This is a genomic window from Vibrio sp. (assembly GCF_984391705.1).
Map to the genome: position 1 here is coordinate 1 of NZ_CFHWOM010000026.1, position 12,935 is coordinate 12,935.

General features: G+C 44.8%; 13 protein-coding genes and 1 pseudogene. 8 read left to right on the top strand and 6 right to left on the bottom strand.

The genetic code is table 11. The annotated features are described in order from the left end of the window. Nucleotides 1-1,409: pseudogene (locus AC4MRV_RS13540) on the top strand (Hsp70 family protein); the annotation flags it as partial. A gap of 60 nt (nucleotides 1,410-1,469) precedes the next feature. Here the strand turns inward: AC4MRV_RS13540 and AC4MRV_RS13545 are convergent. Next, entirely contained in the window at nucleotides 1,470-2,645 is a 1,176-nt protein-coding gene (locus AC4MRV_RS13545; RefSeq protein WP_491187860.1) for a lytic polysaccharide monooxygenase, read from the bottom strand. 201 nt (nucleotides 2,646-2,846) lie between these two features. Continuing rightward, entirely contained in the window at nucleotides 2,847-3,881 is a 1,035-nt protein-coding gene (locus AC4MRV_RS13550; protein WP_491187861.1) for an AraC family transcriptional regulator, read from the bottom strand. 140 nt (nucleotides 3,882-4,021) lie between these two features. Between AC4MRV_RS13550 and AC4MRV_RS13555 the strand changes: the two genes are divergently transcribed. Together AC4MRV_RS13555 and AC4MRV_RS13560 are read left to right on the top strand one after the other, a co-directional pair. Further along, the gene (locus tag AC4MRV_RS13555) at nucleotides 4,022-5,044 is read left to right on the top strand and encodes a DUF2804 domain-containing protein (RefSeq protein ID WP_491187902.1); all 1,023 of its coding nucleotides are present in this window, start codon (nucleotides 4,022-4,024) and stop codon (nucleotides 5,042-5,044) included. A gap of 12 nt (nucleotides 5,045-5,056) precedes the next feature. Further along, complete coding sequence (locus AC4MRV_RS13560) at nucleotides 5,057-5,905, top strand: sterol desaturase family protein (protein ID WP_491187862.1); 849 nt, start codon at nucleotides 5,057-5,059, stop codon at nucleotides 5,903-5,905. A 45-nt stretch (nucleotides 5,906-5,950) separates the two neighbouring features. Here the strand turns inward: AC4MRV_RS13560 and AC4MRV_RS13565 are convergent, their stop codons facing one another. Together AC4MRV_RS13565 and AC4MRV_RS13570 are read right to left on the bottom strand one after the other, a co-directional pair. Next, nucleotides 5,951-6,433: a hypothetical protein gene (locus AC4MRV_RS13565; protein WP_491187863.1), complete on the bottom strand. Its 483-nt coding sequence runs from the start codon at nucleotides 6,431-6,433 to the stop codon at nucleotides 5,951-5,953. After that, a complete protein-coding gene (locus AC4MRV_RS13570; protein ID WP_491187864.1) occupies nucleotides 6,430-6,762 on the bottom strand; it encodes a DUF805 domain-containing protein in 333 nt (110 codons plus the stop codon). The genes AC4MRV_RS13565 and AC4MRV_RS13570 overlap by 4 nt, the downstream gene beginning before the upstream one ends. 185 nt (nucleotides 6,763-6,947) lie before the next feature. On the opposite strand from AC4MRV_RS13570, the gene AC4MRV_RS13575 reads away from it, so the two are divergent. The 3 genes from AC4MRV_RS13575 to AC4MRV_RS13585 all read left to right on the top strand — a co-directional run bounded on the left by AC4MRV_RS13575 (nucleotide 6,948) and on the right by AC4MRV_RS13585 (nucleotide 9,112). Next, nucleotides 6,948-8,012, top strand: a complete 1,065-nt coding sequence (locus tag AC4MRV_RS13575) for a helix-turn-helix domain-containing protein (RefSeq protein WP_491187865.1) — start codon at nucleotides 6,948-6,950, stop codon at nucleotides 8,010-8,012. 72 nt (nucleotides 8,013-8,084) lie between these two features. Then, nucleotides 8,085-8,444, top strand: coding sequence for a hypothetical protein (locus AC4MRV_RS13580; protein WP_491187866.1), 360 nt, complete (start codon nucleotides 8,085-8,087; stop codon nucleotides 8,442-8,444). Between the two features lie 68 nt (nucleotides 8,445-8,512). Beyond that, complete coding sequence (locus AC4MRV_RS13585) at nucleotides 8,513-9,112, top strand: thiol:disulfide interchange protein DsbA/DsbL (protein WP_491187867.1); 600 nt, start codon at nucleotides 8,513-8,515, stop codon at nucleotides 9,110-9,112. Between the two features lie 51 nt (nucleotides 9,113-9,163). Here AC4MRV_RS13585 and AC4MRV_RS13590 read toward each other — a convergent pair whose 3' ends face one another. Then, nucleotides 9,164-9,334 carry a hypothetical protein gene (locus tag AC4MRV_RS13590; protein WP_491187868.1) on the bottom strand — a complete coding sequence of 57 codons (171 nt, stop codon included), beginning with the start codon at nucleotides 9,332-9,334 and terminating at the stop codon, nucleotides 9,164-9,166. A 123-nt stretch (nucleotides 9,335-9,457) separates the two neighbouring features. Between AC4MRV_RS13590 and AC4MRV_RS13595 the strand changes: the two genes are divergently transcribed. Then, nucleotides 9,458-10,165: a DNA-3-methyladenine glycosylase I gene (locus AC4MRV_RS13595; protein ID WP_491187869.1), complete on the top strand. Its 708-nt coding sequence runs from the start codon at nucleotides 9,458-9,460 to the stop codon at nucleotides 10,163-10,165. Between the two features lie 313 nt (nucleotides 10,166-10,478). Continuing rightward, nucleotides 10,479-12,365, top strand: a complete 1,887-nt coding sequence (locus tag AC4MRV_RS13600) for a bifunctional diguanylate cyclase/phosphodiesterase (protein WP_491187870.1) — start codon at nucleotides 10,479-10,481, stop codon at nucleotides 12,363-12,365. A gap of 69 nt (nucleotides 12,366-12,434) precedes the next feature. Here the strand turns inward: AC4MRV_RS13600 and ohrR are convergent, their stop codons facing one another. Then, on the bottom strand, nucleotides 12,435-12,893 hold the full coding sequence (gene ohrR, locus AC4MRV_RS13605) for a transcriptional regulator OhrR (RefSeq protein ID WP_491187871.1): 459 nt from the start codon (nucleotides 12,891-12,893) through the stop codon (nucleotides 12,435-12,437). Between the last annotated feature and the right edge of the window lie 42 nt (nucleotides 12,894-12,935).

The window sequence follows — 12,935 nt, forward strand, 5'->3', positions numbered from 1 at the left end:
GTGGTGGTGCAGCCCGTTCTTACTTCTTGCATCTTCAAGAAAAGAACAAGATGGGTAAAGCGCTCTGTTTGCTCGCAAAAGGCACAGAAGAAGGTCACGAGATCCGCTTAAGTGGTCGTCGCTTCTCGCTTACCCTAGGTGAACCCGTCCGCTTTAACCTGCTGACTTCTACCCACGACACCTTAACCAATAACACCGCAATTCAAAACGGTGTGATGGTTGACGTTGACCCTGACTTGTTTGCTCCTCTACCGCCTTATATCACCACCCTTGAAGGTGAAGGTGCCGAACTGCAAGCCAACCAGAAAGAGCGTGTAGAAGTACAACTTGCGTGTCAGTTGACCGAAGTCGGCACGCTTAAGATGGAATGTGTCAGCGCAGAAGAAGACAGCAAACGTTGGGAACTTGAATTCGAAGTTCGTAATAAGCAAACCGAGGAAGGCGATCAGGTTGAACTGCACCCTCGCCTCAATGAGTGTAAAGAACTGATCGGTCGAATCTACAGTGGCAATAAAAAAAGCGCTGATGGTAAAGAGATCAAAACCTTAGCCAAAGATCTTGAGAAAAAACTTGGCAAGCGCGACGAATGGGACTTCACGACCTTACGTCAACTATTCGATGCGTTTGCGCAAGGTCGCAAGCGTCGCCGTCGCTCTGAACAGCACGAGAAAAACTGGCTTCGTTTGGCAGGTTTTGCACTGCGTCCGGGCTTTGGCGATGCCACGGATTCATGGCGTATCGAGCAGGTATGGGGACTATATCAGCAAGGTATCCAGTTTAAAAACCACCAAGGCTGGACGGATTGGTGGGTCTTCTGGCGTCGTATCGCAGGTGGTCTAAGCCAAGATCAACAAGAGACCATCTTAGCCGATATCGCAAAATACCTACACCCTGGTGCGATGAAGAATCCTCAATCGGCCAAAGCGGCACAAGATATGGGTTATGAGTCCATGGTGCGCCTATCTGCATCTTTGGAGCATCTAGAAGTCGAAGACAAAGTTCTATTGGCAACGTGGTTCTTGAGCAAAGCCATCAACCATAACCAGTTCGAACAAGCGCACTGGTGGGCAATGGGTCGCTTGGCGTCTCGTACACCTTTGTATGGCAGTCAGCATAACGTCGTTCCTCGTGAGCAAGCGGAACAGTGGTTACCTAAATTGCTTCAACAGAACTGGCAAAAAGAGCCAATGATCGCGTTTGCAGCCGTAATGATTTGTCGTAAGACGGGTGACCGCCTATTCGATATTTCAGATGACTATCGCGAAAAAGTATTGGCTAAGCTGAAGCAAAGCAAGGTACCAGAATCTTGGGTATCACTGGTTGAAGAAGTCAAAGAGCTGTCTGAGAGCGAGTCGAAGCGGGTCTTTGGTGATGCACTGCCGAGTGGACTAACGCTCGTCAACCATTAATCCAACCTAAAACTGCCAGCAATGCTGGCAGTTTTTTTAACTGTTCACTAACGTCTAGTATTAACGCCAGACGCCCCACTCTCCCGTGGTTCCAGGCTCCTCACCAGTGGTCCACCATTGCGCCGTCCACTCGTTACCGTTATGAGTCACGGTGTCGCCTTTTGTATAAACCGCGTCTTTGTTCCACTGATTGACCGGTTCTACTGGCGGTACATCCGCTTTAATCAATGACAGTGCATAGCTGTATGTTCCATTTGGTGCTAGTACTTGATTAGCGTGAATATTTGATGAGTCGAACATATAGTGGTTCATCTCTTGATGCCAAATACCCACATACCAATCGCCCGTTTGCTGCGAGTTAAATTGATCCGCCAGCTCTGCCGCCCATGTGTTTGTATTGTTGGCACTAATCGGGTGATTGATATCAACAATTTCCTGACCTGACGCATCAAAGGTGCGGAAACGCACGGTATCGCCAGCTTCTACAGGCCCAAAGCCTTGAGGAACAAAGTAACCTAGAGCCGTTAGATTATTACCTGGATCTGTTGGCTCTCCGGGGTTCGTTGGCGGCGTAGTGCCATTTCCTCTCAATGTAATGTCACTACAGTTGTAAAAGCCTTCACCCGCTACATCAATACGTTGCCAACGCGTATAAAGAATGGCATCACCTGTGCGCTCTGCAGGAAACGTGACCTTCATTCGGTAGCGCTTCTCAGCATCGACAGGCACATCGCCAGCTGTGTCTATGAGTTCTAAATCGTCCCACGTTAAAGGTTGCGTTTCATCGTAGCCTGGTTTGGTTAAGTAAAACTCCCAGTAAGAAGGGTTATGAGGCGCTTTGCCAAAAAAGACCAATTCAATCTGGTTATTTTCATCCGGATTGACATTAGTGCGCTGCCAATGCGTTGACGGGATACTTAACCCTTTCTTCGCCGCATCGCCCGCTGAACATAACTGGCCGTCTGGAACGATTGCTTTTACATGAGCCATATCGCGATAGTTAGGTACGTTCGCGGCAACCTCGCTTCGCTGGACAAAAGGATACGCGCCAGACTCATTAAACGCGGCCTGACATGCTGAATTTGGAATTTCATTGGTCCAGAATCCGCCATCTTCATAACAAATGTTTTGACGAGCATTTGGAAACTCAACCCAGCCATGTGCATTGCTATTAAACGATATGAACGCCGAAGAGATGCCGACGCTCAACATAGCGACTTTAAATTTAGTTTTCATTATTCATCCTTAAATGTGCTGACAATCTGCTCAAAAACAAGCAGTTAACTATGGACACCACAAAACTAGCAGGATGTTTTTATTTGGCTGGCGAATTAATAGTCAAAGTTTGTTATAGCATAGAGTGCTTTCCAACATTCTTGTCGCATATAACAGCAACCGACGAATCTTTACGAGCCACTTCAAGGCGGAGGCTCATGCCTACTTAAGTTGATTACGCAATGCAGAAGGCGTTAGCTTGGTCCACGAACGAAACGCCCTACGAAAATTAGCGCTGTCGCTATAACCGAGACGAAATCCAATCTCGTCAACCGTTAACTCCGTTTGCAATAACATCTCCGTTGCAAGGTTACAGATTGCTTCGCTACGCAATGATTGAAAACTCACCCCATGCTTTGCCAGCTCACGCCTTAAAGTCCGTGAAGAACAACCATAGTTTTGGGCAATCTGCTCTAGCGTGGGAAGTTCCATAGGTTGCTGATATAAAGTCAGCTTTATCTGCTGAACAAGAGACTCCGGTGATTCAAGTGTTTCTATAACGGACTGGCACGATCGCAGTGAATGGCTCAAAGCAATAGCATCATACTTGGCTATCGGAAGATGCAGCGACTCAAGCGGAATGCTCAATTCAATATGCGGCTGATTGAATTGAATTGGGCACTCAAAAGCTTGCTGATATCGCTTTAAATAAGCAGTCTCTGCATAAGGAAGCTTTAAGTTTAATAAAGTCAGTTTTTGTCCTGTCAGTTGGTGATAGATAGCGATAACGGCTGTTAAGAAGAACTCGCTGCAAAATGGCAGCAAATCACCAATATCCATTGCCTCTTCGATATGGATAATCGCGCGATTTTCGTCCACCAATAGTTGAACCAAAAACAATGGGCCATTTAGTCTAAGATACTTAAAGCCCGTTTTGACAGCCTCCAAAACGGAAGGGCTGGTCCTAATCGCGTAACCCAAGACCCCAAAGTGATTCAAGCTAGCCTGCTCTCCTGCAAGTAAACCTATGCCCTCATCGGGATACAAATGGCAAACTGCACGAAACAAACGGAGCTTATCCGAAAAACTCATCACCGCATCGTGGCCAGTCCAATCACATCTGATTATTCCAAGTTCTTTCATTAACCCGTCAACATTCGCCCCTTTTCGCTCTAGTGCATTCGTCAATAAAGCGATATCGAGAGCACCTAAAGGTTCGCGCGGGTCACTCGGCAAATACTGCGCAATTAACTCCAAATTCTTTCCTCCAATGTGAAATTAAGCCCTCCTCTAATTAAAAATTAGTGATCTTTCTTTTAATTATGTCCGAATATGACCTCATCGATGGTCACGATTCAAGTCACAATGAAGAAATTGTGAACAAATGGTTAAATCAAATGATTCTAAGACAAGATAATTTGAACGCACCAGATGCGCTGATTTGCAACGATGGCAAACCACTCTTTGGACATTTTAACGGCATACCTAAAAAGCTTGCGATTGGAGCGTTTGACTACCGAACGGTAATGGATAAACCAGCCAGTGGGCTCAGCAAATACTTCCACTATAAACAATTCCAGTTCGTGAGCATTTTTACCAAGCGTTATGTAATTGGTGTCGCCATTGCTGATATTCGTTATCTAAGTTCATCATTTTGTTATATCTACGACGTTCAAGAAGATAAACTCGTCGAACAAACTTGGTTGCGACCGCTCCATTTTGGTAAAGGAATGTCTCGCTCTTCTTATCAAGGTACCGCTTGGATAGCTAACCAAAAAATTCAATTTCATATTCGCCAAGGGGAGTGGCAAGTCGAAATAAAGACTGCCAATGTTACAGCCGACCTATACTTAAGTGGCGAAGACTCAAGCTTACCACTCTCAATGTGTACGCCTACTGGTTATTCCGGCTGGACCTACACTCAAAAACATAATGCTCTGAAATTGAAAGGCATACTGATCGTTAATGGTCGTCCTGTTGATCTCGAACACGCCCTTGCTGGTTACGACTTTTCCGCTGGATATATGCGCCGAGAAACAAGTTGGCGTTGGGCAAGCATAAGTGCAGAAATAACTGGTACCACCGTAGGTTTAAACCTCGCCGCAGGCGTTAATGAAACAGGCAGTTGCGAAAACGTTGTTTGGATCAATGGAGAGCGTCATTTACTTGGTCCTGTCCATTTTCATTTTCAGCGCGATGACATAAATGCCATCTGGCGTATCACTTCAGAGTCGGGACAGATCGACTTACAGTTTCAGCCCAAAAATAAGCGCAGTGAAAAGCTAAACCTCTGGTTACTCAAAAGTAACTTTCGTCAGTTTATCGGCCACTTCTCAGGAACAGTCACAGATAACACTGGACAAGTCCATACACTCAACAATGTGTTAGGGCTTACCGAAGACCATTTTGCACGTTGGTAGGAGGAAGTACCGATGACAATCGATAGTTTAGTCAATCACCCAGAATGGTTGTTGATCGTTCTCGCACCTATTTTTGTCCTCTGTATGCTTGCAGAGTATTGGCTTGGTCAACGCAGGCAAAAACTGCCAGAAAACTCACGCTATTCATTACCTGAAACTCTTTGCAATTTCACACTTGCAGGAATGCATCAGATTGCTGACCTAATTACCGGATTGCTTATCGTCAACCTATATCTTTGGTTATTCGATTGGCGGATGTTTGATATTCCGATGACGGTCCTCAGTTTCCTATCTCTGATGGTATTACAAGATTTTTGCTACTACTGGTTTCATCGAGCTAGCCACCGCGTACGCTGGATGTGGGCTGCCCATGTCTCCCACCATAGCTCTGAAAACATGAACTTCAGCACCGCATTTCGGCAAAGTTTGATGTACCCACTAGCTGGCATGTGGCTGTTTTGGGTGCCTTTGGTCATTATCGGTTTCGAGCCAAAGTGGGTCATCTTCGTTGTTTTGCTCAACCTCGGCTTACAATTCTTTGTTCATACACAATGGATTCGTACCTTGGGGCCGCTTGAGTTCATCTTTAACACGCCTTCTCACCATCGCGTGCATCATGGTACCAACCCACAGTACATAGACAAGAACTACGCAGGAGTGCTAATCATATGGGATAAGCTGTTTGGGACTTTTGAGCCAGAAGCTGAGCCTGTTCGTTACGGCATCACAAAACCCGTAAACAGCTTCAATCCAATCACAGTCACATTCCATGAATGGAAAGAGATGTGGTCTGCGGCATTTGGCAAACCACTGCCCTTTCGACAGCGGCTCAGCATATTGCTCTCACCGCCAAAAGATTAATAGTTCACGCGATCCGGACTGCAACGTACCGGATCTCAATGCTTTCTACATACATATTGGGGTTGGCTTATCTTCGAGCAACCAAGATATCCAACGCCTTCTGGAGTTGAGAGCAAAACTTTCTGACGAGTTAATGCTCCCTACAATGTAACCATCGACTCCAGGAGAGTGCGCCGTATACGACAAATCCCAATCACCACTTGTCACTCGTTGACCTGCCATTAGTGCTTTATTGAGTTCGTGGCTTGTGACAACAATTGATAACCCATCCACAGTTTCAATTCCGACACTGACCTCTCCCACTTCACCTAATACGATAGGGACTTTAAGTGAACAATGCCGACCGAGACCATCAACACTGATGTATTTTCCTTCACCTACACGTCCTTTTAGCCATAGCAACTCTCCTTGCGTCATAGAAGAAACAGTAAAGACACCGAGGGCGTCACTGGGTACAGCTAAATCCACTTTTGCGACCGAGTCTCCAGACAAGAGTGCACAAATGAACATCATCATCCAGTTCTTCATTGCACCGTACTCCTGTCTTGCAGCAAACCGGGTTTTGCTAGTAAGTAAATCAACCAAACCGGGCCTATTGCAGGAATGATAAACACCCATCCCCACCATCCACTTAACTCAATATCATGTAAACGACGAACAATGAGTGACACGAGTGGGATGAAGCACGCTACCTCATAGACCACATCAAGATGCATTGGCTCGTCCCCTGATAAATCCAAAGCGATGACAAACAGTGCAATACAGAGATGCACGAATATAAAAGACCAAAATTCCTTGCGAGATGAGCGACCTCTAATATCAAAGGCTCGTCTCCAAGCTAATAAGTAAAATGACATACTGCCCTCCTTAAATACCGAGGGACAATGTAGGAAATGAGTTCGGATAAATCGTCCTAAAACAGGTTTAAGGTCGTCCAAAAACCGATTTTAGTTAGTTGGGAGCTTTTTATAAAACAAGCATTTGTTTATGCTTAGGCAAAAGTCGTATTGAGATAACGCAGTCAATAATTAAGGATAAAGTGATGTTGGCAATTCCCATCCCATTCGTGGTCGCAATGTTGTTTGCCCTGATTGCGGTCACTCTGTATCTGCGCCATTCTCAGCATGCAAAAACCGCCTGTGGATTTTTGCTCTTATGCTGTATTACGACTTCCACTGTTGGACTGCGTTGGTCTTTGCCATTACCCATATTCCATTATCTACAACCCATTCTTGCGAGCATGATTCCTGTTGCAGCTTGGCTCACGTTTGCTCATGCGACAACGAATCGTTACTCAAAAATGCATGTCATAGCGCCCTTCATCATTGCATTAACTTTGCTCGTTCAAGCTCAAATCGCTCTCCCCGTGGATCTCATCCTAACCCTGATATATGTCATTTATGGTGGAGCTTTGATTCGCCAAGCATGCCGTAGCAAAGTGATGGTCAATGTCTCTTTGGGACATTGGGAGTCTGTTAAACGCTCACAGTTAATCGCGGGCTTTAGCTTACTTTTATCTGCGGCGGTTGACGCTGCAATTTCTATTGATTTCGCAATCAATCAAGGCGCATACGCGACCTATATACTTACTATCGCCCACTTGATACTTCTACCAATTTTATCAGTAGCCGTTATCACCACAGCGATTAACACCACGACGGAACCAGCAGACTCAGCTTTAGAGCTACCAACAGGTAAAACACTGGATAAAAGCGCAGAGACTAAAATCGAGGATAACTCCCTTTCCAAACAGAAGGCTCACGAGATCGTTCAAGCACTCGACGATAACATGCGACTTAAATCAAGTTACTTAGACCCAGAGTTAACGCTATCTAAACTGTCCAGAAAGCTCGGTTATCCAGCTAAACAGATCTCTATGGCCGTAAATCAAATCCACCAACGTAATATATCCAAACTAATTAACGAATATCGAATCAAGCACGCGCAGCAAGCGCTCACCGAAACAAAAGACTCTGTTACCCAAATTTCTCTTAACTGTGGTTTTCAAAGTAAATCGAACTTCAACCGAGAATTCTCCAGAGTCAGTGGAATGACCCCTACTCAATATAGGACGCTACAGCTTGGGAATGGGCTCACTAACACGTAGCTGAAACTGTAGCGTTTTTATTTACTCATAAATCAGTTAAGCTAGCGACGAAGAATCTCAGAGGATGTTTTGTTGCCCATTAAACGCCAGTTTTGTATTACTTTTCTTACTGTGTTTGCGCTGTTTTTTACCAGCGTAGCGGTAAGTGTGCAAGCCGGTGAGGAAAACTGGAAACATGACATTCACTCAACAAGTGATTTATATGCGATTGCCCCTATTCACCCATTAGAGTGTCCGCAGCAAGATCACTCCCAGCAACAAACGAATCATCACTGTTGCGCTTCCATCTGCTTATTAAAGATGCCATGCGCTCAGTCAATGGGAACTCACTACCTACCGCTCTCCTCTCTTGCTCTAATTGGACAAGATGAAAACCACAAAGCCATCGCTCGAGTACAAACCCTTTTTCGACCTCCGATTATTGCCTCTTAAATTCAGTTAACAACGTCAGAAACGAATGCTGACGGAAAAGATTTATTTACTTAATTTAGGATTATGCAATGAAGAAGTTATTTGCACTATTTACGACACTACTCGTCGTGTTCAATGTCCATGCGGCACAATTCGAAGAAGGGACACACTACAAGACTTTGGATGTAGAGAAGTCATCAGCACCGAAAGTGACCGAGTTTTTCTCTTTCTACTGCCCTCACTGTTACAAGTTCGAACCTGTTATTGATAACCTAAAAGCTTCGCTACCGGAAGGAGCAAAGTTTGAAAAAGTACATGTCGCATTTATGGGTAACGACATGGCGATTCCCATGGCAAAATCTTATGCGACTATGGTGGCATTAGACGCAGAGAAAACCATGGTACCAGCCATGTTTAAACAGATTCACGAGCTAAGAAGTGCGCCGCAAGATGAAACGGCACTGCGCCAAATCTTCATTGATAATGGTGTTGATGCGGCAAAGTTTGATTCTGCTTACAACAGCTTTGTAGTCAATTCCATGCAACGAGGCTTCGACAAGCAGTTCAAGCAAAGTACCTTAACTGGTGTACCTGGTGTACTCGTTAACAACAAGTACATAGTAAAGCCGGATCAGATTCGCTCTTTTGAAGAGTACAATCAGCTAGTTAATTACCTGCTCACTCTATAACCTCGCCCAAACAAACAAAGACCAGCTCATTCGCTGGCCTTTGTTTATGTGTTAGCAGTTCCCTTTTTTCGCTTGACCTGGGGGGCAGAACTTGCCGCTGCTAGTGTGAGTTTCTTTGCTTTTTAGTTTAACCTCGACATCTTTGTATTCTCCTTCCACACTGGTGATTTGGCAGCCTCCTAACAATGCTGTAAGACATACAGCAAGACATACTTTTTTCATTTTCAACTCCGTCAGTTTTGTCACTGACTTTATTTTCATGTCGTTCTAAAATGTCATCGAGTCGTAAATTAGTGTCTTAGCCCAGTTAATTTGTATCAATAACTCAATGAAGGAGTCATTACTTTGACCTTGGAAAAGTTCGCAGATATCTACCAACGAGCCGCCGAGCGAAAAGGTGGCGAAAAACAACTGAATTCTATTTTGAGCACTCCTTTAAGCCGAGAAGAGATCGCTCAAATTCCCAATGACCGCTGGCTATCAGCTTTCAGTATGAAGGTGTTTCAAAGTGGCATCTCGTGGAAAGTGGTACGCAACAAATGGCCAAATTTTGAAGAACTGTTTTTTGGCTTCAAGATTGAACCTCTGTTGATGATTTCCGATGAGCAGTGGGATACCAAAGCGTCAGATACTCGTATCATCCGCCACCACGCAAAAGTCAAATCGATCCAAGCCAACGCGCAAATGATTTACGAAGCCTCATTGAATCATGGGAGCTTCGGTCAAATGGTGGCCAACTGGCCGAATGAAGACATTACTGGTTTATGGCTGTATTTGAAAAAGCATGGTCAAAGACTTGGTGGTAACACCGGGCCATATAGCCTTCGTCAACTTGGTGTTGATACTTTTATTCTGTCGGGCGATGTCGAAGATTATCTGCGCAGTTACAAAGTAATTGAAGGCGGCAGAGACACTAAACGTTCACTCGACGCGGCAAGCAAAGCATTTGCCCACTGGCAAAATGAAAGTGGCTTTAGTCTCACTCAAATCAGCCAAACCATTGCTTTTAGCGGCGGCGACAACCGAGTCCAAAGCCCAATTGAAGAGCAGTAATTCCAGAAAATCAGCTTATCTCAAACTGCTGTGAGTAGTTCTTTAATACAATATGACCAGCTGTTGCAGGCTCACTTACATTCAAATTACGAATGACTTCCAGGTATTTAAGCCTGCCCTCTCATAAAAGGCGTCAAGATATGTGATCTGAAATTGGCGCTTTAAAACTCCTGACTTTCTATAACAAGTATTAGCTCGAAAGCCTTTATACATTCACAGCGGTTATGGGTTGATATCACCTATACTCAATTAAGCGATCCTATCGCCTCATCGCTGAATGGACATCAACGCGACTACACATGGGACAAGCGTCATGGCAAACATAGATACCTCTCAATTAATCGTTCCTGATTCGGTATTCAAAAGCTGGCAAGAAATCGTAGATTTAGTCGCCAAAATGACGCAATGCCCCGCGGCTCTTATCATGCGCATTCACGAAAGTGAAATCGAAGTATTCTCCAGCAGTCGAAGCGACAACAACCCCTACACACAAAATGCAAAAGACTCGCTTGGGCATGGCCTTTACTGTGAAACCGTGATTAGCGAGAGGCGTATGTTGAACGTCCCCAATGCGCTCAATGACCCTGAATGGGACCACAATCCAGACATCAAATTGGGCATGATTTGTTACTGCGGCTTACCTGTATTTTGGCCAGATGACACCCCCTTTGGAACCATCTGTATGCTTGATAGCCAAGAGCGCTACTTTGATGAAGACGCGATGTCACTGCTAGGTCGTTTTCAAACTGCCATTGAAGGTCAACTGGAGACCTTATACCGCAAAGAAGAGCTTGCCCAACTCAACCAAGAACTGGAAGACAAAGTCGCAGAAAGAACCAAGACACTGGCTGATTTAAGTAGCCGATTGCTCACAGAAGTCGAACAACGCACAGCCGCTGAAAGCCACTTGGATTTTCACCTCCATTACGACCCTCTCACTAAACTCCCCAACCGAATTACTTTGGCGGACGATCTCGCAAAGCAGATGGCATCTTTGGAAGATGATGAGCAAATCACTCTGATCTACTTCAGTTTGAAAAACTTTAAGTTCGTTAACGCAAGCTATGGTTATATGTTCGGTGATCAGGTTTTGTCATCGTTGAGCCAACGGATCTGCTACCAACTCCCTAAGACGTGGAAACTGGCAAGAATAGTGGGGTCAGACTTTGTCCTAGCAGCCCAACACCCGCGTAAGCCTGAGATACAAGAACAAGTCATTGAACGCATTACTAAAGCGTGCACTCAACCTTTTAACGTCAACGATATGACTTTCAATTTGCAATGTCATGTAGGGGTCGCGTTGGCCCCTATGGATGCAACAGACTCATTCAGCCTAATCCAGAGAGCATGTTCTGCGATGAGTGAAGGCAAAAATGAAGGATTGCAGGTCTCATACTTTAACTTTGCCGCACAAAAAGCCGCAGAAGAGCGCTTACGACTTGAATCACACCTTTCTGAAGCGCTAACGAATAACGAACTTGAAGTGCATTTTCAACCGATCATTTGTTTGAAACAAGGAGGGAAAATCATCGGTGCTGAAGCGCTACTAAGATGGAATAATCCAACGCTGGGGCAAGTTTCTCCAGATCAATTTATTCCTTTAGCAGAAAGTAACGGCCAAATTATTGAAATCGGCTACTTCGTTTTGCATCAAGCGCTGAAACAAGCCGCACAATGGCATCGCTCATCACCACATTCGTTCAAAATGGCGATTAACATCTCACCTATCCAGTTCCGAGAGCGACACTTTGTCCAGCACTTACAAGACATTATTGATCTTTACCAATTGCCAGCAAAATGCGTTGAACTGGAGCTTACAGAAGGCATTTTGCTCCAAGATGAAGAGTACGCACAAAATGTACTCGCTCAGTTACGTCAGTTCGGCGTCAGCATTTCTCTTGATGACTTTGGTACAGGTTACTCTTCGCTCAGCTATCTACAGAAATACGCTTTTGATACGCTAAAAATTGATCGGAGTTTTATCAATCAATTGGAACATAATCAGCACAATCGTGAGCTAACAAGAGCCATCATCGCAATGGCACATAAACTCAATATGATGGTGATAGCAGAAGGTGTAGAAGAACGATATCAAGAAGACTTCATTCGAACCGAAGAATGCAACTACGCTCAAGGCTTTTTATATGGTAAGGCTGTTCCGGCAAACGACTTCTCTGTGCAATTGACAAGCCGCTTGTAGTTAGGAAATAGCGTTGGCTTTATTCGCCAACATAATAGACTTTTAGCTCCATCACCTCGATGGGGACCATTAACTCAGCTTACTTAGCACTTTCTCACAAAGCACCTTTAACGAGATGAGTTCATCAAGTTCTAAGTCTATCTTGCATTTCATCGCATTCGGCACTGCGCACGCAGTTTGTTTAAGAGCTTGTCCTGATGAAGTTAGGTTCAATACTCTCACCCGTTCATCTGTTTCGCTTCGCCCTCTTACTACATAGCCTTTTGTTTCTAAACGCTTTAGCAAAGGGGTTAGTGTCCCAGAATCTAAGTGCAACCGAGAGCCGACATCTTTCACACTCGCACCATCTTGCTCCCACAGCACCATCATCACTAAGTATTGTGAGTAAGTCAGGTCCAATTTATCCAACAGCGGGCGATAGGCTCTAATCACCGCATTTGCCGCACTGTAGAGTGGGAAACAGACCTGATTATCCAATAACAATTTCTCGTCATCACTCAAACTCGGTTGTGTTTGGCATTCACTCATAATATCACCCAAAAAAATAAATTGCGCACAATATAGTTGCAT

Bases quoted from the DNA above. Each gene is read 5' to 3' on its own strand.
- AC4MRV_RS13545 (WP_491187860.1), bottom strand. From the start codon at position 2,645: ATGAAAACTAAATTTAAAGTCGCTATGTTGAGCGTCGGCATCTCTTCG.
- AC4MRV_RS13555 (WP_491187902.1), top strand. From the start codon at position 4,022: ATGATTCTAAGACAAGATAATTTGAACGCACCAGATGCGCTGATTTGC.
- AC4MRV_RS13560 (WP_491187862.1), top strand. From the start codon at position 5,057: ATGACAATCGATAGTTTAGTCAATCACCCAGAATGGTTGTTGATCGTT.
- AC4MRV_RS13565 (WP_491187863.1), bottom strand. From the start codon at position 6,433: ATGAAGAACTGGATGATGATGTTCATTTGTGCACTCTTGTCTGGAGAC.
- AC4MRV_RS13570 (WP_491187864.1), bottom strand. From the start codon at position 6,762: ATGTCATTTTACTTATTAGCTTGGAGACGAGCCTTTGATATTAGAGGT.
- AC4MRV_RS13575 (WP_491187865.1), top strand. From the start codon at position 6,948: ATGTTGGCAATTCCCATCCCATTCGTGGTCGCAATGTTGTTTGCCCTG.
- AC4MRV_RS13585 (WP_491187867.1), top strand. From the start codon at position 8,513: ATGAAGAAGTTATTTGCACTATTTACGACACTACTCGTCGTGTTCAAT.
- AC4MRV_RS13590 (WP_491187868.1), bottom strand. From the start codon at position 9,334: ATGAAAAAAGTATGTCTTGCTGTATGTCTTACAGCATTGTTAGGAGGC.
- AC4MRV_RS13600 (WP_491187870.1), top strand. From the start codon at position 10,479: ATGGCAAACATAGATACCTCTCAATTAATCGTTCCTGATTCGGTATTC.
- ohrR (WP_491187871.1), bottom strand. From the start codon at position 12,893: ATGAGTGAATGCCAAACACAACCGAGTTTGAGTGATGACGAGAAATTG.